This is a genomic window from Magnetospirillum sp. XM-1 (genome assembly GCF_001511835.1).
Taxonomy (GTDB): domain Bacteria; phylum Pseudomonadota; class Alphaproteobacteria; order Rhodospirillales; family Magnetospirillaceae; genus Phaeospirillum.
Genome location: NZ_LN997848.1, coordinates 1158642 through 1182659 on the forward strand (window position 1 = coordinate 1158642; position 24018 = coordinate 1182659).

A 24018-nucleotide genomic window follows, 5' to 3' on the forward strand; every position below is an offset into this window, starting at 1 on the left:
GCTTCCATGATCGGTCGGCGGTGGGAAAAGGCAAGGGGGCAATCCACCAAGCCCCTCGTCAAGCGTCCGGTTTTTTGCCATGGTGCGGGCCATGACCGATTCGACCTTCTCCGCGAGTGATCTGGCCTGCGTGCGCGGCGGGCGCGTGGTGTTCGCCGGCCTGGGCTTTTCCCTTGCCGCCGGCGGCGGACTGGTGCTGCTGGGTCCCAACGGCTCGGGCAAATCCTCGCTGCTGCGCGTGCTGGCCGGGCTGTTGAAGCCGGCCCACGGCGTGCTCGCCTGGAACGGCGAGGCGGTGGCCGAGGACCCCGAGGCCCATGCGGCGCGCACCCATTACCTCGGCCATCACGACGCGGTGAAGCCGGTCCTTTCGGTGGCCGAGAACCTGCGGTTCTGGGCCCATCTGCACGATCCCCACGCCGAGCGCGCCGGGCGCGCCGTGGACGCCGCCCTGGCCCGCTTCGGTCTGGCGCGGCTGGCCACCATTCCCGGCAAGATGCTGTCGGCGGGCCAGAAGCGCCGCACCAACCTGGCCCGCCTGCTGGCGGCGCCCAGCCCGCTGTGGCTGCTGGACGAGCCCACCACGGCGTTGGACAAGGCCTCCATCAAGGTGCTGGAAAGTGTGCTGGCCGAGCATCGGGCGTCGGGGGGCATGGTCATCTTGTCCACCCACGCGGATATCGACATGCCGGGTGCTGCCGAACTGCATCTGGACCGCTTCTCCGTGGCGGAGGAACTGCCGTGAACAGATTCTTCGAGGTGGTTCGCCGCGACCTGCGGCTGGCGCTGCGCCAGGGCTCGGACAGCGTCATGGTGGTGACCTTCTTCGTGCTGACCGTGGTGCTGTTCCCCTTCGGCATCGGGCCGGAAGCCAACGTGCTGGAGCGCGTCTCGGCCGGCGTGCTGATGGTCACCGCGCTGCTCGCCTCCATGCTGTCGCTGGACCGGCTGTTCCAGGCCGATTACGAGGATGGCTCGCTGGAATTGCTGGTGCTGACGCCGGCGCCCTTAGGGCTCGTGGTGGCGGCCAAGATGCTGGCCCACTGGCTGACCACCGGCCTGCCGCTGATGGTGGCCGCCCCGGTGCTGGCCGTGCTGCTGCACATGCACGAGGACGGTTTCCTCACCCTGCTGGCCGCCATGGCGCTGGGCACCCCGGTGCTGTCGCTGATCGGCGGCATCGGCGCGGCCCTGGTGCTGGGGGCGCGCCGTGGCGGCGTGCTGCTGTCGCTCCTGATCCTGCCGCTCTACGTGCCGGTGCTGATCTTCGGGGTGGGGGCCATCGACGCCGCCGTGCAGGGCATGTCGGCCAAGCCGCACCTGCTGATCCTCTCGGCCATGCTGGCTGCCGCCCTGGTGCTGGCCCCCTGGGCCAGTGCGGCGGCATTGCGGCAGGCGCTGGAATAGTCAAGGGATGCGGGCTGCCGCCCGCGCCCGCCCGGGGCCGTGGGCCCCGAACCCCATTCGGACTAAAATTCAGCTCCCCAGCTTCGCCATATCCTTTTCCACCTGGGCGCGGGCCGGGGAATCGGCGGGCAGGACCAGTAGCAGCCGGTTCCAGCGGGCCTTGGCGCGGGCGGTCTCGCCCTTCATGGCCGCCGACAGGCCGGTGAAGTACAGGGCGTCGGGCTGGTCGGGGTTAAGCGCCAGCACCTGTTCCAGCAGCGTGACGGCCTCGGCCGGCAGGGTGTCGCCCTCGGCCTCCTCCAGCAGCATGATGGATAGCTCGATGCGCGACTGGGTGTCGTCGGCGAGCAAGGTGACGGCGTTGCGGTAGGCGTCCTTGGCTTCGTCGGCCAGTCCCAGGGCGCGGTAGGAGCGGCCCAGCATGGCCCAGCCCTTGCCGTCGGACGGGTCCTGCTTCAGACGTTCGGCCAGACGGGCGACCATGGCCTGGATGGTGGCGGTCTTCTCCTGCATCTCGGCGATCTGGGCGGCGCGGCCCGCATAGGGGCGGTCGGACAGCTCGGGCGCGCCCAGCGGCAGGTAGAGAACCAGGGCCAGCAGGGGCAGCAGCAGGGCGATGATGATGGGGGTTTTCTTGCCGGCCTTGACGGCGGCGGTCTTTTCCCCCTTCCCGCTATCGGCGGCGGCCAGCATGCGGCGCTGGATCTCAGTGCGGGCCGCCTCGGCCTGGTCGGCGGTCATCAGGCCGCGCTCCACGTCGCGGGCGATCTCGCCCAGCTGGTCCTTGTAGACCATCAGGTCGTATTCCGACCGGGCGGCGGATGCGGCGGGAGCGGCCAGCAGCGGGCGCAGCAGAACCAGCAGCGACAGGGCCACCATGGCGGCGAAAACGATCCAGATCACCGCGCCCTACTCCTTCAGCAACGTGTCGAGCCTGCGCCGTTCCTCGGCCGACAGCGGCGGGGGCGGGGGCGCGGCCTGTTCCGCCGGACGGCGGCGATAGAAGGCCAGCACCGCCCACAAGGCGCCGACGAACAGGACCAGCGGCCCCAGCCACAGGGCCAGGGTGGTGCCCTTGAACGGCGGCTTCAGCAAAACGTAATCGCCGTAACGGTCGACCACGAATTTCTTCACCTGCTCGTCGCTGTCGCCCTTGGCGATGCGCTCGCGCACGATGACGCGCAGATCCTTGGCCAGATCGGCGTCGGAATCGTCGATGGACTGGTTCTGGCAGACCAGGCAGCGCAGGTCCTTGCCCAGTTCGCGGGCGCGGTGCTCCTGGGCCGGGTCCTTCAGCATCTCGTCGGGATTGACGGCGAGGGCCGGCGAGGCGAGCAGCAGAAGGGCGACGACCAGCCGCTTCATGACGCTTTCTCCAACTGGCGGATGATGGGCAGCAGCGTCTTGGTCCAGATCTCCATGGAGATGGGGCCCACATGCTTGTAGCGGATGATGCCGGCCTTATCGACGATGAAGCTCTCGGGCGCGCCGGTGACACCGAAATCAACGGCGGTGCGACCGGGGGGCGGATCGACGCCGACCCGCTCGTAGGGGTCGCCGTTCTTCTTCAGCCAGGCGGCGCCCAGAACGGGGTCGTCGCGCCAGTCCACGGCGTGGATGGGCACGTCGCCGCGGCGCTTGATCTCCATCAGGACGGGGTGCTCCTGCACGCAGGAAATGCACCACGAGCCGTAGATGTTGACCAGCGACACCCGGCCCTTCAGCGATTCGGTCGAAAGGCCCGAATTCTCGCCGCGTCCCGGCAGGGGGGCCAGATTCATCTCCGGCACCGGGCGGTTGATCAGCACCGAGGGGATGTCGCGGGGGTTCAGCGTCAGGCCCTTCAGGAAGAACAGGGCCAGCACGGTGAACACCACCACGGGCAGGACGTAGAGCAGGCGGCGCATGGCTCGTCTCTCCTCAGGCCTTGGCGGCGGCGTTGGCGGCACGCGCCGGCGCGCCGACCCGGTGGCGGCGGTCGGCCAGGCTGATCAGCCCGCCGACGATCAGCAGCAGGGCGCCGGCCCACAGCCAGGGAATGCAGGGGTTGAAGTACAGCCGCGTCACCCAGCCGCCCTTGTTGGGGTCGGGGTCGCCGATCACCACGTAGAGGTCGCCGGTGAAGCCCGATCGGATGGACGCCGTGGTGGTGGGGCGCGGCGGCTGCTTGTACAGGCGCTTTTCCGGGTGCATGACGTCGATGACCGTGCCGCCCTTGGAAATCTCGAAGGTGGCCCGCGTGGCGGTGTAATTGGGGCCGGGGACGTCTTGGACCCCCTTCAGGGTGACGCCGAAGCCGCCCACCGTGACGGTCTCGCCGACCTTCTGGGTCTGGATGTGCTCGGTGGTCCAGGCCGACGAGGCGGTGAGGCCGACGATGAACACCGCCAGCCCGAAATGGGCCAGCACCATGCCCCAGGCGGAATTGGGCAGCTTGGCGGCACGCGACAGGGCCTGGCCCGGACGGGTGAACAGGCCGATGCGCTCGGCCAGGTCCCACAGGGTGCCCAGGCCCAGCCAGACGGCCAGCGCGAAGCCGGCGGCCGTCCACCACGGGCCGGACGACCCGCCCTGGAGGAACCACACCAGCATGGCCGCACCCAGCGCCAGGGCGCCGATGAACTTGAGCCGGCCCAGCACGCCGGCCAGGTCGCCGCGCTTCCACGACATCATGGGAGCGGCGGCCATCACCAGCACCATGGGGGCCATCAGGGGCAGGAACACCGCGTTGAAGAAGGGCGGGCCCACCGACACCTTGCCCAGGTTCAGCGCGTCGGCGATCAGCGGGTAAAGGGTGCCCAGCAGCACGGTGGCGGCGCCGGTGGCCATCAGCACGTTGTTGAGCAGCAGCGCGCCTTCGCGCGAGATGGGCGAGAACAGGCCGCCCATCTTCATGGACGGCGCGCGGGCCGCGTACAGGGCCAGCGAACCGCCCACCGCGCCGCACAGCAGCAGCAGGATGAACACGCCCCTGGCCGGGTCGGTGGCGAAGGCATGCACGCTGGTCAGCACGCCCGAACGCACCAGGAAGGTGCCCAAGAGCGACAGGCCGAAGGCGACGATGGCGAGCAGGATGGTCCAGCTTTTCAGCGCGTCCCTCTTTTCCACCACGATGGCGGAGTGCAAGAGCGCGGTGCCGGCCAGCCAGGGCATGAACGAGGCGTTCTCCACCGGGTCCCAGTACCACCAGCCGCCCCAGCCCAGGGTGTAATAGGCCCACCACGAGCCCAGCACGATGCCGGCGGTGAGGAACACCCAGGCGGCCAGCGTCCACGGCCGCACCCAGCGGGCCCAGGCGGCGTCGACGCGGCCTTCCAGCAGGGCGGCGATGGCGAACGAGAAGGCCATGGAGAAGCCCACATAGCCCAGGTACAGGAAGGGCGGATGGAAGGCCAGGCCCGGGTCCTGCAGCATGGGGTTGAGGCCCTGGCCGTTGACCGGCGGCGGCTCGAGCCGGGCGAAGGGGTTTGACGTCAGCAGGATGAAGGCCAGGAAGCCCACGGCGATCATGGCCTGTACGGCCAGGGCGCGGGACTTGAGGCCCGGCGGCAGGTTGCGGCCGAACAGGGTCACGGCGAAGCCGAACAACGCCAGGATGGTGATCCACAAGAGCAGCGAGCCCTCGTGGTTGCCCCATACGCCGGCCACCTTATAGAGCATGGGCTTGTCGGTGTGGCTGTTACTCGCGACGTTCATCAGCGAGAAATCGCTGGTGACATAGGCGTTGGTCAGCGCCCCGAAGGCGATGGCGATGAACAGGAATTGCAGCGTGGCGGCGGGCCCGGCCACGTTCATCCAGGCGGCATTGCCGCGCTTGGCGCCCATCAGGGGGACAATCGCCTGCACCAATGCGACGCACAAAGCCAGCACCAGGGCGAAATGGCCGATCTCGGCGATCATGGGTTTGGTCCTCTATGTTTCGTCAGGACCGGGCGCGACGTGAGACCCGCTGACGCTACTTCTGCTGCTTGCCGTCGTTCCACTGGCCGGACTTCTTCAGGGCGTCGGCCACTTCCTTGGGCATGTAGTTCTCGTCGTGCTTGGCCAGCACCTCGGTGGCCTTGAACTGGCCGCCCTTCTCCATGCGGCCCTCGACCACCACGCCCTGGCCCTCGCGGAACAGGTCGGGCAGCACGCCGGTATACGTCACCGGAATGGCGTTGGTCACGTCGGTGACCTTGAAGCTCACCGTCTTGCCGTCCTTGACCAGGGAATCGTTCTCCACCAGTCCGCCGATGCGCATGCGCCGCCCTTCGGGGATGCGCTGGGTGACGATGTCGGTGGGCGAATAGAAATAGACCAGGCTGTCGGAGATGGCGGTCAGCACCAGCGCCACCGCGCCGCCCAGCGCCAGCATGCCGAGAAGGACAAAATACAGCCTGCGTTGCTTGCGGGTCACTCTTCGGTCTCCGAATCCTTGCCCCGGCGCGCTCGCCGGGCCTGTTGCAGCACCTCCAGCTCGGCCTCGGCCTTGCGGGCCGCGGACAGCGAGAGGACCAGCACCAGGGCCAGCACGGCGGCGCCGACTCCGTAGGCGGGCCACACATAGCCGCCATAGCCGCCCATATGGAGCATAGCCTGGAAGGATTCCATGACGTTGGTCACTCCCCTTGCGCCGCGGCGTGGATCTGCGCCATGCGGATGACGCGGATCTTCTGTGCGGCGATCTCGGCGCGGCCCCGAAGGATCAGGATGGAGATCCAATAGGCCTTGAAGCCCACCGCCATCAGCAGCAGCGGAATCAGCATGGACGAATCGATGGCCGGGCCGCCCATCTTCACCACGGAAGCGGGCTGGTGCAGGGTGTTCCACCAATCCACCGACCACTTGATCACGGGGATGTTGACGGCGCCCACCAGGGCCAGGATGGCGGCGGCCTTGTGGCCGCGCTCAGGATCGTCGAAGGCGTTGACCAGGGCCATGTAGCCGAAATAGAGGAACAGCAGGATCAGCATGCTGGTCAGCCGGGCGTCCCAGGCCCACCAGGTGCCCCACATGGGCTTGCCCCAAAGCGAGCCGGTCAGCAGGCACAAGAAGGTGAAGGCGGCGCCCACCGGCGCGGTGGCCTTGGCCAGCAGATCGGCCAGCGGATGCTTCCAGATCAGCGCCATCCCTGAGAACACCGCCATGGCGGTGTAGCAGAACATGCCCATCCAGGCCGACGGCACGTGGACGTACATGATGCGCACGCTTTCGCCCTGCTGGTAATCGGCGGGCGAGCCGAGCAGGGCGAAGTAGAGCCCCGCCCCCAGGCAGAGGATGGCGATGGCGTTCGACCAGGGCAGAATCACCTTGGCGAGGCGGAGGAAGCGGGCGGGATTGGCGAAGCGATGCATGGCGCCCTTTCTTAGCGCCGTTCCATTCGCATTTCCAGCGGAGTCGAACGGGCGGACGGTGAAGAAAAGTTCATGTCGTCGGGGTGGTGCGGGCGGGACGCCCGCGCTCCAGGGGAGAGGCGGAGCGCGGGCGTCCCGCCTGCATCTACACCCGATCGCCCATGGGCAGCTTGCGGATGCGTTTGCCGCAGGCGGCGAAGATGGCGTTGGCCAGGGCGGGCGCCAGCGGCGGCACGCCGGGCTCGCCCACTCCCGTAGGGGGCGCCGACGACGGCACGATGTGGACCTCGACCGCCGGCATCTCGTCGATCCGCAGGCAGCGGTAGTCGTGGAAGTTGGATTGCTCGGCCTTGCCGTCCTTCAAGGTGATCTCGCCGAACAGGGCGGCCGACAGCGCGAAGGCGATGCTGCCTTCCATCTGGGCCCTGACCACGTCGGGGGTAACGGCGATGCCGCAATCCACCGCGCAGACCACGCGGTCCACCTTGATCTCGCCCTTGGGGCCGATGGTCACCTCGACCACCTGGGCGACGAAGGAGTGGAAGCTTTCATGCACCGCGAGCCCGCGCCCCTTGCCGGCGGGCAGCGGATTGCCCCAGCCGGCCTTGGCGGCGGCCAGTTCCAGCACGGCGAGATGGCGGGGCTGGTCGGCCAGCAGGGCGCGGCGCAGCTCCAGCGGGTCCTTGGCGCCCGCCTGGGCCAGTTCGTCCAGGAAGCATTCAGTGGCGAACGCGGTGTGGCTGGAGCCGACCGAGCGCCACCACAGCACCGGCACCGGCAGCCTGGGCGAGTGCAGCTCCACCCCCAGATGGGGGATGGCGTAGGGAAGATTGGCCGCACCCTCCACCGAGACCGGGTCGATGCCGTCCTTGACCATGCCGGCGAAGGGGCCGCCGGCCAGGATCGACTGGCAGACCAGACGGTGGCGCCAGGCCAGCGGCATGCCGCGCTCGTCCAGAGACGCCTCGAAGCCGTGCAGCGCCATGGGGCGGTACCAGCCGCCGGTGATGTCGTCCTCCCTGGTCCACATCAGGCGCACCGGGGCGCCCACCGCCTTGGCCACCTCGACGCCCTCGACGATGTAGTCCGAGGCCGGATTGGCGCGCCGCCCGAAGCTGCCGCCGGCCAGCATGGTGTGAATCTCCACCTGTTCGGGCTTGAGGCCCGCCACCTTGGCGGCCATGGCCTGATCGTGGGTCTGGAACTGGCAGCCGGCCCAGATCTCGCATTTGCCGGGGACGAGGCGCACCACGCAATTGAGCGGCTCCATGGGGGCGTGGGCCAGATAGGGCAGCTCGTAGGTGGCGGCGAGGCGCTGGCTCCCCTGGCCGAGCGCCAGGGTTGCGTCACCCCTGGCCGCCGCCGGGCTGCCGGGCTTGGCAAGCAATTCGGTCCAATCGCGGCGCAGGGCTTCGGTGGAGACCCGTTCGGCCGGTTCGGTCCAGCGGGGCTTCAGGGCCTCGCGGCCCTTGTGCGCCGCCCAGAAGGAACTGGCGGCCACGGCGATGCCCGACGAGATGGGCGCCACGGCGATGACGCCCGGCACCGCCAGGGCCGCCTTGCGGTCGTAGGATTCCATGCGGGCCCCCCACACGGGCGGGCGGGCCACCAGGGCGGTAAGCAATCCGGGCAGGCGGATGTCGGCGCCGAATTTGGCGGTGCCGTCGCTCTTCATCCGGGAATCGGTGCGCTTGACCCCGGGCTTGCCGATCAGGCGGAAGTCGGCGGGCTGCTTCAAGGGCGGCGCGGCGGGCGGAGCCAGCGTGGCGGCCACCTCCACCAGCTCGCCATAGGACAGGCGCCTTCCGCTGGGCATGTGGACCACCCCGCCGTTGAGGGCGGCAAGGGTCGAGGCGTTGACCCGAAGAACGCGGGTCGCCGCCTCGATCAGCATCTCGCGCGCCGCGGCGCCGGCCAGGCGCAGCTGCTGCCACGAATTGGCGGTGGCGGTGGAGCCGCCGGTGCCCTGGCTCGGCCCCCAGAACAGGTTATTGTAGCGCTTGGAATCGGCGGGGGCGAATTCCACCGTCACCTGGGCGGGGTCCACCTCCAGTTCCTCGGCCACCAGCACCGGCAGGCCGGTGGCGACGCCCTGGCCCATCTCCAGATGCTTGACCGTCACCGTCACCCGCCCGTCGGGGGCGATGGCGACGAAGGCGTTGACGGCCGTGCCGCCGCCGCCGGCTTCCGCCTCGGCGCGGGCCTCGCCCACCGCCAGGACCAGGCCGGTGCCGGCGGTGACCTGCAGGAATGTCCGGCGGTTCATGCGCCCCCCCGCAGCCGCTTGGCGGCCAGATGGATGCCGGCGCGGATGCGCTGGTAGGTGCCGCAACGGCACAGATTGCCGCTCATGGCGTTGTCGATGTCTGCATCGCTGGGCTTGGGATTGCGGCGCAGCAGGGCGCCGGCGCTGATCAGCTGGCCCGACTGGCAATAGCCGCATTGGGGCACGTCCAGCTCGATCCAGGCGGCGCGCAATTGCGCCGCGACGGCGTCGTTCAGACCGGACAGCGTGACGACGCGCCGGCCGTTGATCTCGGAAACCGGCAGCTGGCAGGCCCTGGCCGGCTCGCCGTCCACCAGGACGGAACAGGCGCCGCATTGGCCCTGGCCGCAGCCGTAGCGCAATGCGGTCAGGCCCAACTGGTCGCGCAGCACCCACAGCAGCGGGGTGTCCGGCTGGGCGTCCACCTTGTGGCGTTCGCCGTTGACGATGAGAGAGTACATCGATCCGTCGCCCTTCCGTTTGGAAGGGTTACAGGCTTACCCGCAATGGCGCGGGCGGGCAAGGGTTAACAGAATCCTAACCACGCTCGTGGTTGGAGTGGAGGGGTACGTTTCTCAACGGAGGCCGAGATGCCGAGACTGATCGCCCTGGTCCTGGCGGCGTTTTTCCTGGCGGGCCACGCCACGGCCCAGGTCACCGACCAGACCATGATGGTCGGCAAGGCCGTCACCGTGGTCGAGCGCCTGCGCGCCGACCCCAATTTCAGCTCCCAGATGACTAACCTGCTGGGCCGGGCGCGGGCCGTGCTGGTGGTGCCCGATCTGGTCAAGGGCGGGTTCATCCTGGGCGCCCAGTACGGCACCGGCGTGCTGCTGGCCCGCGATGGGTCGGGGCGCTGGAGCGGCCCGGCCTTCTATTCGGTGGCGGCGGGCAGCGTCGGGCTGCAGATCGGCCTGCAGGACGCCGAGACTGTCTACATCATCATGAACGAGGGCGGCCTGAAGGCGGTGGTGGACAACCAGTTCAAGGCCGGCGCCGAGGCGGGCGTGGCGGTGGCGGTGGTGGGCGCCGGCGCCTCGGCCAACACCACCACCAATGTGGGGGCCGACATCTACGCCTTCTCGCGCTCGGTCGGCCTTTACGGCGGCGCCACCCTGGACGGGGCCGGCATCCTGCCGCGGCACTCGTGGAATTCCGCCTATTACGGCGGCAATCCGACGCCCGAGGACATCCTGTTCAGCCGTACGGTGGATTCGCCCCAGGCCGACCGGCTCAGGGACATCCTCTCGCGGTAGTTTGCCTTCCCTCAGGATGACGCCGGCAGGCCCACCGTGAACCTCGCCCCGCCTTGGCCGCGGTTCTCGGCGCGGATGGTTCCGCCGTGGGCTTCGACGATCTGGCGCGAGATGGACAGGCCCAGGCCGGAATGGGTGCCGAATTTCTCGCCTTCGGGCCGCTCGGAGTAGAAGCGCTCGAACACGGATTCCAGCTTGCCTTCGGGGATGCCCGGCCCCTGGTCCTCGACGGTGAGCACGATGCGCCCGCCGTCCCGCCGGGCGGCCAGGACGATTCGCCCGCCTTCGGGGCTGAACGAGACGGCGTTGGCGATCAGGTTGCGCAGCACCTGGACCAGGCGGGATTCGATCCCCTGGACCACCAGGGAATCGCCGGTGGGCCGTTCCACCTGGAAGCGCAGTCCCCGGTCCTCGGCAATGCCGGAATAGATCTCGGCCATGGTGTCGAGCATGGCCGACAGCGTCACCGGGCCGGTTTCGGCGCGGCTCATCTCGGCGTCGACGCGCGAGGCGTCCGAGATGTCGCTGATCAGCCGGTCGAGCCGCCCCACGTCGTCGAGCACGATGGCCATCAGGCGGGCGCGCTTTTCCGGGTCCTCGATGCGGGCCGCGGTCTCGACGGCGGAGCGCAGGGACGTCAGCGGATTCTTGATCTCGTGCGCCACGTCGGCGGCGAAGGCCTCGATGGCGTCCATGCGCCGCCACAGGGCCTCGGTCATCTCCTTCAAGGCCAGGGACAGCTCGCCGATCTCGTCCTTGCGCCGCGACAGGTCGGGGATGGCGTGGACGCGGCCCTGGCCGTGGCGCACCCGCTCGGCGGCCAGGGCCAGGCGGCGGATGGGCCGGGCGATGGTGCCGGCCATGTAGAGCGACACGCCGATGGTCAGCGCCAGCGACACGGCGAAGGCCTCCAGGATGGCGATGCGCACCTGGAACAGCGAACGGGCGATGTTGGCGCCGTCGGCGGTGATCAGCAGGGCGCCCACCACCTGCTTGTAGCGCTGCACCGGCACCGCCACCGACAGCATCAGGGAGCCGTTCTTGCGCGAGCGCACCGCCCAGGCGGCCCGCCCGGCCATGGCGGTCATCACCTCCTCGAAATCGTCGGCCCGGGCGTTGGGATGCTCGCGATAAAGGGGCAGGGAATCGTCCCTGGGCATCCAGCGCGACCAGCGGTCCCATTGCCGCGCCAGCCGGTCACTCCAGTGGGGCGGCGTGGGCGGCGGCAGTTCCTCGATATAGATGGAGCCCTTGGCGCCGCCCACCACGCGGGAATCGGCGGCCAGTTCGCCCACCGAGCCGAACAGCCGGGCGCGGAACTTGGCCGGCTCGGACAGGCGGCGGACCATCTGCTGCGCCATGTCGGGGTTGATCTCGAAGAAGCCCGCCTCCTCCTCGAACACTGCGCCCTCGCCGATGGCGCCGGCCACCATCTCGGCCTGGGTGCCCAGACCGTCCAGTTCGGCGCGGATCAATCCCTGCTTGTAGCGGTCGAGATAGAACACGCCCACCACCAGCACGATGGGCGCCAGCAGGTTGACCAGCAGGATGCGCCGGGTCAGCGGCGAAGCCAGCAGCCGCCAGCGGGGCAGCCGCCGCCTCGGAAGGGTGGGCTCACTCATCCCGATAACGGTATCCGACGCCGTACAGGGTCTCGATCTGGGCGAAGTCGTCGTCCACCTCGCGGAACTTCTTGCGCAGCCGCTTGATGTGGCTGTCGATGGTGCGGTCGTCCACGTAGATGGACTCGCCGTAGGCCGCGTCGATCAACTGGTCGCGGTTCTTGACGTGGCCGGGACGGATCGCCAGGGATTTGAGCAGCAGGAACTCGGTGACGGTGAGGTCCACCGCTTTACCCTTCCAGGTGCAGATATGACGGCCGGGGTCGAGCACCAGCTGGCCGCGCACCAGGGTCTCGCCGCCGGGCTCGGCCGCGCCTTCGGCATTGGCCTCCAGGCGGCGGATCAGGGTGCGGATGCGCTCGATCAGGAGCTTCTGCGAGAACGGCTTCTTGATGTAGTCGTCAGCCCCCATGCGCAGGCCCAGCAACTCGTCGATCTCGTCGTCCTTGGAGGTGAGGAAGATCACCGGAATGGCCGATTGCTTGCGCAGGCGCTGCAGCAATTCCATGCCGTCCATGCGCGGCATCTTGATGTCGAGCACCGCCAGGTCGGCGGGCTGGTTGGTGAGGCCGCGCAGCGCCTCGGCCCCGTCGGTATAGGTGCGCACCTTGAAGCCCTCGGCCTCCAGCGCCATCGAGACCGAGGTCAGGATGTTGCGGTCGTCGTCGACCAGGGCGATGGTATGGGACACGGGAACCCTCCTCACGCTAGACCTAAGGCCATACTTTATCAGGCCGGGAATGGTTTGCATCCCGATCATGGCGAAATTATAGTGCCCGGCGATGGTTCCCCGCGATCCGAGAGGGCGCGGGGTGAAAATGGGAACGTGGTGCGGCGCCCGAAAAGGGGCCAATTCCGCGACTGCCCCCGCAACTGTAGGCGGAGAGGTTCCGGCCCTTGAGAGACGCCACTGGCCCGAAAATGGGCTGGGAAGGCTATGCCGGACCCAACGACCCGCGAGTCAGGAGACCTGCCATCATCGAGAGTCGCTTGCGAGCCCGTTCGGCCGGGGTGTGCCGTCGGGTCAGTTTTCCGTTTCGCGGCGACAGGTGTTGTCTCTCGACGAACGGAGTCTGTTCATCATGCATATCATGGAAGGGTTCCTTCCCGCCCCCCACGCCGTCGCGTGGACCTGCATTTCCGCCCCCTTCGTGGTGGCGGGCGCACGGAGCCTGAAGCGCATCCTGGCCGAACGGCCCGAGGCGCGGCTGAACATCGCGGCGTCCGCCGGCTTCACCTTCGTGCTGTCGGCCCTGAAGCTGCCCAGCGTCACCGGCTCGTGCTCGCATCCCACCGGCACGGCGCTGGGCGCCATGCAGTTCGGGCCCGGCATCATGGCGGTGATCGGGGCCATCGTGCTGCTGTTCCAGGGCCTGCTGCTGGCCCATGGCGGATTGTCGACCATGGGGGCCAACGTCTTCTCCATGGCCGTCGCCGGGCCGTGGGTGGCCTATGGCGTGTGGAAGCTGGCCGGACGCCTGGGCGCGCCGGTGGCCGTGGCTGTGTTCCTGTCGGCCTTCCTGGGCGACCTCGCCACCTATGTGGTGACCTCGTTCCAGCTGGCGCTGGCCTTCCCCGACGCGGAAAGCGGCTTCGTCGGCGCCTTCGCCAAGTTCGGCGGCATCTTCGCCGTCACCCAGCTGCCCCTGGCGGTGGCCGAGGGCCTGGTCACCGTGGTGGTGATGAACGCCCTTTCCAGCCGCACCCCGCGCATCGAAGGAGCCAAGGCATGAGCGCGCGCGCCAATACCCTGCTGCTGGGCGCCGCGGCGCTGATCATCGCCGCCCCGCTGGTCCTCAACCCCGCCGGCCAGTTTGGCGGCACCGACGACGCGGCCAGCGAGGTGGTGTCGTCCTCCAATCCCGGCTACGAGAAGTGGACCGCGCCGTTCTGGCAGCCGTCCAAGGAGATCGAAGGCCTGCTGTTCGCGCTGCAGGCCGCCTTCGGGGCCGGTCTGCTGGGCTATGTCATCGGACGCCGGCACGGCCGGCGGGACAAGTGAGCGAGCGGAGCGAGCGCGGGAGCGTTGAGCGACCCGAAGCGCAGCGGAGGAGCCCAGCCCACGGATGTGGGCGCCCGGCGCTTGAGGGCGTTCAACCATGACGCTGGCCATCGACCGGCTGTCACAGTCGGGACCATGGCGCAAGCGAGCGACCGCCGAGAAGGCGGCGCTCGCCCTTGGCCTGCTGGTCCTGGCCCTGGCGTTGCCCCCTTTGCCGGGGGCGGCGCTGGTCTTGGCCGTCGCCTGGGCGCTGGCCCTGGGGGCGGCGAAGGTGCCGCCGGGCGACTGGCTGCGGCTCAACGTCATTCCGCTGGGCTTCGTGCTGACCGGGGCGGCCACCCTGGCGGTGGACGTGGATTCCCAGGGGCTGCGTCTGGCCGCCGACCAGGGCGCGCGCGCCGCCCAGGTGGTGCTGCGGGCGGCGGCTTGCGTTTCCGCCCTGCTGCTGCTGGCCGCCACCACGCCGGCCCCCGATCTGGTGCGCGGCCTGCGCCGCCTGGGCCTTTCCGCCGAGATCGCCGAGGTCATGCTGCTGACCTGGACCTTCGTGTTCCTGCTGCTCGACCAGGCCGCCGCCATCCGCAATGCGCAGGAGGCCCGTCTCGGCTGGTTCGGGCCCAAGCGGCAACTGCGTTCGCTGGGCCTCCTGATCGCCCAGTTGCTGCCGCGCGCCATGGAGCGCGCCCGGCGTCTGGAAGTGGGACTGGCGGCCAGGGGCTTCGACGGCTCGCTGCCCATGCTGTCCGTGGCGCGTCCGGCTTCGGGGCCGGTGCTGGCGCTGATTTTCGCAGGGCTGGCCGCCCTGGCGGGGGTAAGCCTGTGGCTGGCGTGATTCTCGAGGCGCGTGGCCTCGCCTATGCCTATCCCGGCGGCGTCGCGGCGCTCGCCGGTCTCGACCTCAGGGTGGAGCGGGGGCGGCGTCTCGCCGTGCTGGGGCCTAACGGGGCGGGCAAGACCACCTTGCTGCTGCATCTCAACGGCACCTTGAAGCCCGCCGCCGGCGACGTCCGCCTGGACGGCGCGGCGCAGTCCTATACGCGCTCGGCCCTGACCGGCTGGCGCAAGCGGGTGGGTTTGGTGCTGCAAGAGCCCGACGACCAGCTGTTCGCCGCCACCGTGGCCGAGGACGTGTCGTTCGGGCCGCTCAACCTCGGCCTCGACGAGGCGGAGACCCGCCGGCGGGTCGAGGCGGCGCTGGACGCGCTCGGCATCCTTGATCTGGCCGAACGCGCCACCCACATGCTGTCCTTCGGGCAGAAGAAGCGCGTCGCCATCGCCGGTGCCCTGGCCATGGAGCCCGAGGTGCTGTTGCTCGACGAGCCGCTGGCCGGCCTTGACCACCAGGGAGCCAAGCGCCTGCTCGCCGCCCTGGACCGGCTGGCCCAAGCGGGGACGACCCTGGTCTTCACCACCCACGAGGTGGATTTGGCCTACGAATTCGCCGACCGGGTGGCGCTGTTCCAGGGGGGCAGGGTGATCGCCCAGGGCGAGGCGGCCGAGGTACTGGCCGATCGCGAATCCCTGGCGGCCTGCGGGCTGGAACCGCCCTTGCTGCTGGAGCTGGGGGTGCGGACCCGCGAGGAGGCGTTGGCCTTGATAGCGGCCCGCCGAAAGGTGTATTAGCAAAGCCTCAACAAATGAGGTCTTCCATGCGCATCCTGTTGTCTGCCGCCCTGCTGCTGTCCCTGGCCTTTCCCGCTCTGGCCGAGATCAAGACCATCTCGGCGCCCGAGGCGCTCGCGGCGGCGAAGAAGGGCGAGGTGGTGCTGGTCGACATCCGCCAGCCCGAGGAGTGGAAGCAGAGCGGCGTGGCCGAAGGCGCCAAGCTGATCCCCATGCGGCATCCGGAAGGCGGGGCCGGTTTCGTGCGCGACCTGCTGGCCGCCGCCAAGGGCGACCGCAACGCGCCCATCGCGCTGATCTGCCGCACCGGCAACCGTTCGGGCGCCACCGCCAAGGCGCTGGCCGACGCGGGTTTCACCCATATCCTCGACGTGTCGGAAGGCATGGCGGGATCGAGCGCCGGGCCGGGCTGGATCCGGCGCGATCTGCCCATGGTGCGCTGTCCGGTCTGCTGACCCCTTAGCAGGCGGCCATAGCCATCCCATATTACTTTCTTCCTGTCCCCTGGAGGGATGGCCTTTTTGGGGAAGAAGGAAGGGAGGGGATCATGAAAGCATTCATCGCTGCCGCGTGCCTTGGACTTCTTTTGGCCGCGCCGGGCGCCGCCTTCGCCGGCTCCGACGACGCCAAGTGGGTCGCCAAGTGCATCAAGGACAACGCCGACGCCAAGGTGTCGGCCGAGGTGGTCAAGACCTACTGCACCTGCATGAACAACAAGATGGACGACAACGAGACGCTGTCCATCAGCGCCTGGGAAAAGACCCATCCCAACGAGATGAAGGCGTGCGAGAAGGAAGCCGGCTGGAAGTAGGCCGCACCGTCGTCTGAACGGGGGCGGAGGTGTTCTCCGCCCCTTATTCCTATCGCAAGGACGCCTCAATGTTGCCGCCGTCCACGGTGACGGTGCAGGCGGTGACCTTGCCGGCCTTGGCCAGCCAGACGAAGGCGTCGGCCACGTCCTCGGCGGTGACTTCGCGGCCCAGGAGGTTGCCGCCCATGTAATCGGCTTCCGACAGGCCGCGGGCCGAAGACCGGCTCTTGATCATCTCGTCGGTGAGCAGGCCAGAGCGGATGCGGTCGGCGTTGACCGCGTTGGAGCGGATGCCGTCCTTGCCGTAATCCAGGGCGTATTGCTTCATCAGGAACATGGTGGCCGCCTTGGGTAATCCGTAGGGGCCGAAATTCTTGCCCGGATTGACCGCCTGCTTCGAGGCGTTGAACAGCAGCACGCCGCCGGTGTCCTGGGCCTTGAAGATGCGCACGGCATTTTGCGCCACGCTCTGGTGGCCGAAGAAGTTCAGCTCGAACGAGGCGCGCAGCGTGGCATCGTCCACCTCGCCCACCGCGCCCTGCCAGGCGGCGCCCGCGTTGCTCACCACCACGTCGACGCCGCCGAAGCGCTCGGCCACGCGGTCGAAAGCGGCGCGCACCGAAGCGGAATCGGTGACGTCGCAGGCGACGCCGATGGCCTTGCCGCCGCAGGCCTTGGCGGCCTTGGCCGCCGCGTCGGAATCGCGGTCGAGAACGGCGACCTCGGCCCCATCACGCGCAAAAGCCTTGGCGGTGGCGGCGCCGATGCCCGACCCGCCGCCGGTGACCACCACCACCTGGCGGGCCAGGGGCTTTTCGGCGGCCTTGCCCAGCTTGGCCTGTTCCAGCGACCAGTATTCCAGGTCGAACAGATCGGCCTCGCCGACCGGCTCGAAGCGGCCGATGGCCTCGGCGTCGGTGATGCTCTCCACCGTGTTGACCGCGATGTCGGCGGCGATGGCGGCGTCCTTGGCGCTTGCGCCGATGCCGAACAGGCCGAGTCCGGCCACCAGGGCGACGCAGGGCTTGGGGTCAAGCTCGGTCTTGGTGCCGCCCAGGCGCTGGTTGTTGCGGCTGAAATAGGCGTGGTAGCGGGCCTCGAAGGCCTCGATGGCGGCGCGGACCGAATCGGCCCACAGATACAGCTTGCCGGCTTCCGGGGCGGGCAGCACCACCGGCCAGTTCTTGGTGCGGATGGTGTGGTCGGGGGTGACCACGCCCTGCTGGGAATAGCGGGAGACCTCGGCGCCGTTCACATAGGCCAGGATGGCCGGGCTGGTGCGGAAATCCAGGATGCGGCGCTTGCCGCCGCCTTCCAGCAGGCCGCGCAGGATGGGCGCCGCCTCGGCCAGGGGCGCGATTTCCTTGGGCAGATTCTGGGCGGGAACCAGGGGCTTGCGGCCCTTTTCCAGGCGCTGCTCGGCCAGGGTCACCATCTCGATCATCCGCTCGTAGGCGGTCTTGGCGTCGTCTCCGAAGGTGAAGATGCCGTGCTTGACCAGGATCAGGCCCTCGACGGTCGGGTCCTGTTCGAACACCTCGGCCGCCTTCTTGGCCAGGGCGAAGCCGGGCATGATGTAGGGGACATAGCCCATGCGACGCCCGTAGACCTCGCGGGCCAGGGCCTCGCCGTCGGGCTGGTCCACCAGCGAGAGAACGGCGGTGGAATGGGTGTGGTCGATGAACTTGTGCGGCAGGAAGCCGTGCAGCAGCGTTTCCACCGACGGGTTGGGCGACGACGAGTTCATCAGGTTGCCGCGCTGGTAGTCGACCATGTCCTCGTCGGACAGCGTGTCCAGCTTGCGCAGCTTCAAAAGGGGTGCCAGGCGCACGGCGGGCAGGCCGGCCGGCTCGATGTCGCCCATGTCCCAACCCGAGCCCTTGACGCACAGCACCTCGACGTCGTCGCCCAGCAGGTCCTTCACGATGGTCTTGCACGAGGTGTTGCCGCCGCCGTGCAGCACCAGGCGCGGATCGCCCCCCAGCAGCCGGGTGGTGTAGACCCGAAGCGCCAGGTCGCGGTTCACCCCCTGCGGCGCGTATTTGGCGACGTAGGATTCGGCTTGCGTTTCGGACCACAGGGATTTCATGACGACCTCGGAACAGGGCGAAGGCGGGAGGCGGGATTATTACGCCATGTCCGGGGACGGGGGAAGAGGAAGGCTCAGGCCACCTGGGGCGCGGCGCAGGGAATGTCGCGCCCGCGTATCCGGTGGATCATGGCCAGCGTCTTGCGGGCCATGTTCACCGTGATGGCGGCGTGCTGGTCCGGATGCTCCAGGATCACCAGAGCCTCGCCTTCCAACTCGTCCAGAATATCGTCGCCGAAGGTGTCGTTCTCACCGGTGGCGGGCAGATGCATGCGCATGGCTTCCCCACGGAGCCTATCCGTAGGGGTTAGATATCATACCAAGGAGTAAGAAAGCTACTTCCTTGTTGTGCTATCTATACGAAGGTATGAGTTCCCGGAGGGCGGCGTCCGTGGATTCCGGGTCGAGGCGGACGTCCAGCCACGACATGCCCCAGTGGAGGTGGGCACCGGTGGCCAGCCCGGTGGCGCCGACGGCGCCGATCAGCTGGCCTTTGCGCACTTTGGCCCCGGCGGCGACGTCCAGGCGCGACAGATGGGCATAGCTGGAGATCAGCCCCAGCCCGTGGTCGATCATCACCGTGCGCCCCGTGAGGAACAGGTCGGGAGCGGCCAGCACCACCGTGCCGTCGGCGCAGGCATGGACCGGCGCGCCGGTGGGCGCGGCGATGTCCAGGCCGGAATGGGGCGCGCCGCCGATGCCGTTGTAGACGCGCTGGCTGCCGAACACGCCCGAGACCTTGCCGTCCGAAGGGCGCAGCAGGCCGCCGTCTTCCAGGAACCGCGCTTCCAGGCTCACCTGGGCGCGGATGGCGCGGACCATGTCCGTCTCGGCCCTGAGGCGGGCCAGCGAGGCGGCGTCGGGCTCGGTTTTCTCGCGCGGCAATCCTTCGATGCGCTGCACCGGCCAGTCGCGGCGCGACACCGCCAGGGCGCGGCTTTCGGCGCTTCCGTCCGGCAGCATGACGCGCAGTTCGGCGGTGCGGCTGTTGTCGCGTCCGAAGCCCAGCAGGAAGCGGCCCTGGGAATCCACCGGCACGGACCGCCCGTCCAGTTCGACGCGCGCACCCGGCTCGGTGCGCCCCAGCACCAGGCCGCCCTGCTCGGCATGGCCGGAGAGGCTGGTCTCGGCCGCAGCCGCGCCCACCCAGGCGATGCCGGCCAGGATCAGGGCGAGAAGGCTATTTCGGCGCCCACATGATCGTGGCATCGCCACCGCCTTCCTTGTTGCACAATTCGGTGATGATGGCCGACGAGACGCGGGTGGGGGTGATGCCGTTGACGGACAAGAGGCCCTTCTTCACCAGCTTCATGCCCGAGGCCGAGCAGATGCGCGGCGGCACCCGCTCGGCGATGACCACCGGCACGCCGTTCATGGAGGTGACGCGGATCGCGCCGCCGAACATGTGCGACGGCGGCGCGTTGCCTTGCGAGGATTCGACCATCATGGCGACGAAGCGGTCGGTTTCGGACCCGGTGTTCTCCACCGGCTCCTGCGAGCGGCTCCACAGGATGTAGCCGCCGATGGTGAGGATCAGGGCGACCATCACGCCGCCGGCGATCAACACGCCGCGTCCTTCGCCCTCCTCCTCGGCGTGGTGCGCCGGATGGAACTTGCCGTCCTTGGACTGGGCCCAGTTGTCGGTGGTCGAGCGCGGCAGGCGCTGCTCCTTGGCGGCGCGCAGCACCTCGATGCAGCCGCGCGCGGCCGAGCGCATCTCGTTGCGGTGGACCTCGGGCGTGTGGCCGGGCTTAACCGCCGCGACGACCTCGCTCGCCCGGCGGCGCAGCGCGTCGCGCAATTCCCGGTCATAGGGACGGCGCAGCATCAGGTCCAGCGCCAGGATGGTCAGCTGTTCCAGCCTGGCCGGGTCCTTGACGCCGGGTAATTTCAGGATAAGGGCCTGGAACAGGGCTTCCTGCTCCTCGGTGGTCGCCGGCTTCTCCACGGGATGATCCATCCTGTCCGTCCTGCAACCCTCTCCCCAGATGAATGGTAGCCTTACCCGCGTTAATGAGCCGTTACCTGAATTCACCACAAAAATTTTGTCGTTGTGAATAATTCTACACAATGCCATATGAGGTTGATGAGTGGGGGTATCCGCTGATCTCGAGGCTTTTCAGACGATGAGTGTGGACATGACGCATCCGGCCCTTGGGCATGGCCTTTCCTTTGACGATTTGTACCGGCGCTCCGGCCTGGAGCGGCTGGACGCGGCCTTTCTGGGCGCGCTGGCCGCCGCCGACCCGGCCCTGGCCGAGCGCCTCAAGGCCGCCCGCGCTGAACCCGATGCGCTGGCGCCCAAGGAGGAGGCGGCGCTGCTGGTGGAACTGGCGCCCCATCTGGACGACTTTCTGGCCGAACTGTTCGCCATCCGCTCGGCCTTGTCCGACCTGAAGGCCCGCCAGGACGGGTTGGCACCGCTCTATCAGGCCAAGCGCCTGTTCGTCCAGCGCCGGGCCTTAAAGGAGATCAAGGCGGAAGAGGCCGCCACCCTGGACGCCCAGGCGCTGGAGATGGAATACGCGCTGAAAGTGGGCGAGCCGTTCTCGGAAGCCGGCTTCGCCCGGCGCGTGCTGGCCTGGATGGACGACGAGGCCGCGCACGGCGACGAACTGAAGCTGGCCGTCCGCCTGGCCGCCGCCAAGGTGGCCGCCAACGACAGCGCCTATCACCCCCAGGGCATCCTGTTCAAGGTCCCGGCCAAGCACGATCCCCTGCATCAGGTGCCGGTGGTCAAGGGCGAGCTGTGCGGCGTGCCCGCCTTGGAATTCGAAACCGCGCGCCTGCGCCGGCGCGAAGGCTTCAACCTCACCGATGCCGGCACCGATCTGGCCGGCGCGCTGGACGAGATCAACTACTGCATCCTCTGCCATCACCAGGGCCGCGATTCCTGTTCCAAGGGCATGAAGGACAAGAAGACCGGCGACACCGCCAAGAATGCGCTCGGCGTCGCCATGGAGGGCTGCCCGCTCGAGGAGAAGATCTCCGAGATGCACGAGGCCAAGGCCGCCGGCCACGCCTTGGCGGCGCTGGCCATCATCGCCGTGGACAATCCCATGGCGGCCGGTACCGGGCACCGCATCTGCAACGACTGCATGACCGCCTGCGTCTACCAGAACCAGAACCGCGACCCCGTCAACGTGCCCGAGGCCGAGACCCGGACCCTGAAGGACGTGCTGGAACTGCCCTGGGGCTTCGAGATCTATTCCCTGCTGACCCGCTGGAACCCGGCCAATCTCCGCCGCCCGCTGCCCAAGCCCGATTCGGGGCGCAAGGTGCTGGTGGTGGGCATGGGCCCGGCCGGCTACACCCTGTCGCACCACCTGATGCAGGACGGCCACCACGTGGTGGCGGTGGACGGGCTGAAGATCGAGCCGCTGGCCGCCGACCTGTCGGGCGTCGATTCCTTCGGGCAAAGGGTGCCCTTCCGCCCCGTGCGCGACATCCGCTCCCTGTGGCAGCCCCTGGGCGAGCGGGTGATGGGCGGTTTCGGCGGCGTGGCCGAATACGGCATCACGGTGCGCTGGGACAAGAACTTCCTCGACGTCATCCGCCTGCTGCTGGAGCGCCGTTCGGAATTCGCCCTGTTCGGCGGCGTGCGCTTCGGCGGCAACCTGACCCTGGAAGAGGCGTTCGAGCTGGGCTTCGACCATGTGGCCCTGGCCACGGGGGCGGGCAAGCCCACCATCCTCGACATGCCGGGCGGCCTCGCCAAGGGCGTGCGCCAGGCGTCGGACTTCCTGATGGCCCTGCAACTGACCGGCGCGGCCCGGCCGGGAACGCTGGCCAGCCTGCAGCTGCGTCTGCCGGTGGTGGTGATCGGCGGCGGGCTGACCGCCATCGACACCTGCACCGAGGCCCTGGCCTATTACCCCGTTCAGGTGGAGAAGTTCCTGTCGCGCCACGAGCAACTGGTGGCCGAGCGGGGCGAGCACGCGGTGCGCGTCCACTGGTCGGAGGAAGACCACGAGATCGCCGACGAGTTCATCCATCATGCCGAGGCCATCCGCGCCGAGCGCCGGGCGGCGGCCGCCGAGGGTCGCGCGCCGCGCATCCTCGAACTGCTGCAATCCTGGGGGGGCGCCACTGTGGCCTATCGCCGGGGCCTGACCGACAGCCCGGCCTACCGCAACCACGGGGAAATCTCCAAGGCGTTGGAGGAAGGCATCCGCTTCCTGGAAGGCATGAGTCCGGTGGCGGTGGAGACCGACGATTTCGGCTCGGCCAACGGCGTGCAGTTCAAGGATAGGGACGGCCAGCCCCACCGCCTGCCGGCGCGTGCCGTGCTGGTGGCGGCGGGCACCGTGCCCAACACCACGCCCGCCCGCGAGGCCAAGGGCATCCATCTGGACGGCAAATACTTCCAGGCCATGGACGAGGATGGCAATCTGGTCACGCCGGAGCGCCGCACCAAGCCGGGCGACGTCCACGTGCTGATGCATATCGACGGCCACGACCGCACGGTCAGCTTCTTCGGCGACCTCCACCCGTCCTTTGCCGGCAACGTGGTCTCGGCCATGGCCTCGGCCAAGCAGGGCCATCCGGTGGTGACGCGCACCATGGCGCGCCGCCCCGCCAATCCGGTGCCGGCGACCCAATTGTTCGAGACCCTCAACGCCCGCCTGCGCGCCCAGGTCCACGCCGTCAACCGCCTGACGCCCACCATCATCGAGGTGGTGATCAAGGCGCCGGCGGCGGCCAACGCCTTCAGGCCCGGCCAGTTCTTCCGCCTGCAGAACTTCGAGATGCTGGCCCGCAAGGTGGGCAACACCTCTCTCGCCATGGAAGGACTGGCGCTGACCGGCGCCTGGGTGGACAAGGAGCAGGGCCTGGTGGGGCTGATCGTCCTGGAAATGGGCGGCTCATCCGATCTGTGCGCCCACCTCACCCCCGGCGAGCCGGTGGTCCTGATGGGGCCGACCGGCGCGCCCACCCATGTCTGCGGCTCGGAGACCGTGCTGCTGGCCGGCGGCGGGTTGGGCAACGCCGTGCTGTTCTCCATCGGCGCGGCCTTCCGCGCCAAGGGCTCCAAGGTGCTGTACTTCGCCGGCTACAAGAACGCCCACGACCGTTTCAAGGTGGCCGACATCGAGGCCGCCGCCGACGTGGTGGTGTGGTGCGTGGACGGCGGCGAGGCCTTTACCCCCGACCGGCCCGGCGACCGCGCCTTCGTCGGCAACATCGTCGAGGCCATGGTGGCCTATGGCGAGGGCCGCCTGGGCGAGCAGACCATCCCCATCACCGACGTGGACCGCATCATCGCCATCGGCTCGGACCGCATGATGGCGGCGGTGGCCAAGGCGCGCCACGACCGCCTGGCCCCCTTCCTCAAGCGCGAGCACCAGGGCATCGGGTCGATCAACTCGCCCATGCAATGCATGCTGAAGGAGGTCTGCGCCCAGTGCCTGCAAAAGCACAAGGACCCGGTCACCGGCGAGGAGAAGGTGGTGTTCACCTGCTTCGACCAGGACCAGCCCTTGGACAAGGTGGACTTCACCAGCCTGGCCGAGCGGTTGGGCCAGAACTCGGTGTGGGAGAAGCTGTCCAAGTCGTGGATCGACCGTAGCCTGCGGCAGGCGGGCTTGAGGCGGTAATGGCGGGCG

25 protein-coding genes and 1 riboswitch are annotated in these 24018 nt (G+C 68.8%); of the genes, 10 read left to right on the forward strand and 15 right to left on the reverse strand.

Annotation, left to right across the window (positions count from 1 at the left end; translation table 11 throughout):
* Positions 1-91: 91 nt before the first annotated feature.
* The gene (gene ccmA / locus XM1_RS05525; protein ID WP_082700388.1) at positions 92-745 is read left to right on the forward strand and encodes a heme ABC exporter ATP-binding protein CcmA; all 654 of its coding nucleotides are present in this window, start codon (positions 92-94) and stop codon (positions 743-745) included.
* On the forward strand, positions 742-1407 hold the full coding sequence (ccmB, locus tag XM1_RS05530; RefSeq protein WP_068430986.1) for a heme exporter protein CcmB: 666 nt from the start codon (positions 742-744) through the stop codon (positions 1405-1407). The genes ccmA and ccmB overlap by 4 nt, the downstream gene beginning before the upstream one ends.
* A 69-nt stretch (positions 1408-1476) precedes the next feature.
* Here ccmB and ccmI read toward each other — a convergent pair whose 3' ends face one another.
* From ccmI to XM1_RS05575, 9 genes are all read right to left on the reverse strand, one after another.
* On the reverse strand, positions 1477-2310 hold the full coding sequence (gene ccmI / locus XM1_RS05535; RefSeq protein ID WP_068430989.1) for a c-type cytochrome biogenesis protein CcmI: 834 nt from the start codon (positions 2308-2310) through the stop codon (positions 1477-1479).
* Between the two features lie 6 nt (positions 2311-2316).
* Positions 2317-2772 (reverse strand): cytochrome c-type biogenesis protein, encoded by a 456-nt coding sequence (locus tag XM1_RS05540; protein ID WP_068430992.1) that lies wholly within the window; start codon positions 2770-2772, stop codon positions 2317-2319.
* Complete coding sequence (locus XM1_RS05545; RefSeq protein WP_068430996.1) at positions 2769-3314, reverse strand: DsbE family thiol:disulfide interchange protein; 546 nt, start codon at positions 3312-3314, stop codon at positions 2769-2771. The genes XM1_RS05540 and XM1_RS05545 overlap by 4 nt, the downstream gene beginning before the upstream one ends.
* Before the next feature lie 13 nt (positions 3315-3327).
* Positions 3328-5307 carry a heme lyase CcmF/NrfE family subunit gene (locus XM1_RS05550; protein WP_068431000.1) on the reverse strand — a complete coding sequence of 660 codons (1980 nt, stop codon included), beginning with the start codon at positions 5305-5307 and terminating at the stop codon, positions 3328-3330.
* 55 nt (positions 5308-5362) lie between these two features.
* Complete coding sequence (gene ccmE, locus XM1_RS05555) at positions 5363-5806, reverse strand: cytochrome c maturation protein CcmE (RefSeq protein WP_068431003.1); 444 nt, start codon at positions 5804-5806, stop codon at positions 5363-5365.
* Positions 5803-6000: a heme exporter protein CcmD gene (ccmD, locus tag XM1_RS05560; protein ID WP_231920696.1), complete on the reverse strand. Its 198-nt coding sequence runs from the start codon at positions 5998-6000 to the stop codon at positions 5803-5805. Before ccmD ends, ccmE begins: the two co-directional genes overlap by 4 nt.
* An 8-nt stretch (positions 6001-6008) precedes the next feature.
* A complete protein-coding gene (locus XM1_RS05565) occupies positions 6009-6743 on the reverse strand; it encodes a heme ABC transporter permease (protein WP_068431006.1) in 735 nt (244 codons plus the stop codon).
* 145 nt (positions 6744-6888) lie between these two features.
* Positions 6889-9009 (reverse strand): xanthine dehydrogenase family protein molybdopterin-binding subunit, encoded by a 2121-nt coding sequence (locus XM1_RS05570; protein ID WP_068431009.1) that lies wholly within the window; start codon positions 9007-9009, stop codon positions 6889-6891.
* A complete protein-coding gene (locus XM1_RS05575) occupies positions 9006-9470 on the reverse strand; it encodes a (2Fe-2S)-binding protein (protein WP_068431013.1) in 465 nt (154 codons plus the stop codon). Before XM1_RS05575 ends, XM1_RS05570 begins: the two co-directional genes overlap by 4 nt.
* A gap of 129 nt (positions 9471-9599) precedes the next feature.
* Between XM1_RS05575 and XM1_RS05580 the strand changes: the two genes are divergently transcribed.
* On the forward strand, positions 9600-10265 hold the full coding sequence (locus tag XM1_RS05580) for a lipid-binding SYLF domain-containing protein (protein WP_068431016.1): 666 nt from the start codon (positions 9600-9602) through the stop codon (positions 10263-10265).
* An 11-nt stretch (positions 10266-10276) separates the two neighbouring features.
* Here the strand turns inward: XM1_RS05580 and XM1_RS05585 are convergent, their stop codons facing one another.
* On the reverse strand, positions 10277-11887 hold the full coding sequence (locus XM1_RS05585) for a stimulus-sensing domain-containing protein (RefSeq protein WP_068431019.1): 1611 nt from the start codon (positions 11885-11887) through the stop codon (positions 10277-10279).
* Positions 11880-12578 carry a response regulator transcription factor gene (locus XM1_RS05590; RefSeq protein WP_068431022.1) on the reverse strand — a complete coding sequence of 233 codons (699 nt, stop codon included), beginning with the start codon at positions 12576-12578 and terminating at the stop codon, positions 11880-11882. Before XM1_RS05590 ends, XM1_RS05585 begins: the two co-directional genes overlap by 8 nt.
* A gap of 75 nt (positions 12579-12653) precedes the next feature.
* A riboswitch (cobalamin riboswitch) is annotated at positions 12654-12880 on the forward strand.
* Positions 12881-12969: 89 nt separating this feature from the next.
* Between XM1_RS05590 and XM1_RS05595 the strand changes: the two genes are divergently transcribed.
* The 6 genes from XM1_RS05595 (at position 12970) to XM1_RS05620 (ending at position 16323) form a co-directional block, all read left to right on the forward strand.
* Complete coding sequence (locus XM1_RS05595; protein ID WP_068431026.1) at positions 12970-13620, forward strand: energy-coupling factor ABC transporter permease; 651 nt, start codon at positions 12970-12972, stop codon at positions 13618-13620.
* Positions 13617-13889 (forward strand): energy-coupling factor ABC transporter substrate-binding protein, encoded by a 273-nt coding sequence (locus tag XM1_RS05600; RefSeq protein WP_068431028.1) that lies wholly within the window; start codon positions 13617-13619, stop codon positions 13887-13889. The genes XM1_RS05595 and XM1_RS05600 overlap by 4 nt, the downstream gene beginning before the upstream one ends.
* Positions 13890-13986: 97 nt before the next feature.
* A complete protein-coding gene (cbiQ, locus tag XM1_RS05605; protein WP_068431031.1) occupies positions 13987-14721 on the forward strand; it encodes a cobalt ECF transporter T component CbiQ in 735 nt (244 codons plus the stop codon).
* On the forward strand, positions 14709-15512 hold the full coding sequence (locus XM1_RS05610) for an energy-coupling factor ABC transporter ATP-binding protein (RefSeq protein ID WP_231920697.1): 804 nt from the start codon (positions 14709-14711) through the stop codon (positions 15510-15512). Before cbiQ ends, XM1_RS05610 begins: the two co-directional genes overlap by 13 nt.
* A gap of 26 nt (positions 15513-15538) precedes the next feature.
* Positions 15539-15967: a rhodanese-like domain-containing protein gene (locus XM1_RS05615; RefSeq protein ID WP_068431034.1), complete on the forward strand. Its 429-nt coding sequence runs from the start codon at positions 15539-15541 to the stop codon at positions 15965-15967.
* Positions 15968-16059: 92 nt separating this feature from the next.
* Positions 16060-16323 carry a hypothetical protein gene (locus tag XM1_RS05620; RefSeq protein ID WP_068431036.1) on the forward strand — a complete coding sequence of 88 codons (264 nt, stop codon included), beginning with the start codon at positions 16060-16062 and terminating at the stop codon, positions 16321-16323.
* A 49-nt stretch (positions 16324-16372) separates the two neighbouring features.
* Here the strand turns inward: XM1_RS05620 and XM1_RS05625 are convergent, their stop codons facing one another.
* From XM1_RS05625 to XM1_RS05640, 4 genes are all read right to left on the reverse strand, one after another.
* Positions 16373-18412, reverse strand: a complete 2040-nt coding sequence (locus XM1_RS05625; protein ID WP_068431039.1) for a bifunctional aldolase/short-chain dehydrogenase — start codon at positions 18410-18412, stop codon at positions 16373-16375.
* Between the two features lie 74 nt (positions 18413-18486).
* Complete coding sequence (locus XM1_RS05630; RefSeq protein WP_231920698.1) at positions 18487-18690, reverse strand: hypothetical protein; 204 nt, start codon at positions 18688-18690, stop codon at positions 18487-18489.
* 73 nt (positions 18691-18763) lie between these two features.
* Complete coding sequence (locus XM1_RS05635; protein ID WP_068431042.1) at positions 18764-19621, reverse strand: M23 family metallopeptidase; 858 nt, start codon at positions 19619-19621, stop codon at positions 18764-18766.
* Positions 19593-20372, reverse strand: a complete 780-nt coding sequence (locus XM1_RS05640; protein WP_068431045.1) for a hypothetical protein — start codon at positions 20370-20372, stop codon at positions 19593-19595. The genes XM1_RS05635 and XM1_RS05640 overlap by 29 nt, the downstream gene beginning before the upstream one ends.
* 178 nt (positions 20373-20550) lie before the next feature.
* Between XM1_RS05640 and XM1_RS05645 the strand changes: the two genes are divergently transcribed.
* Positions 20551-24009, forward strand: a complete 3459-nt coding sequence (locus tag XM1_RS05645; protein ID WP_172821889.1) for an FAD-dependent oxidoreductase — start codon at positions 20551-20553, stop codon at positions 24007-24009.
* Positions 24010-24018 lie beyond the last annotated feature (9 nt).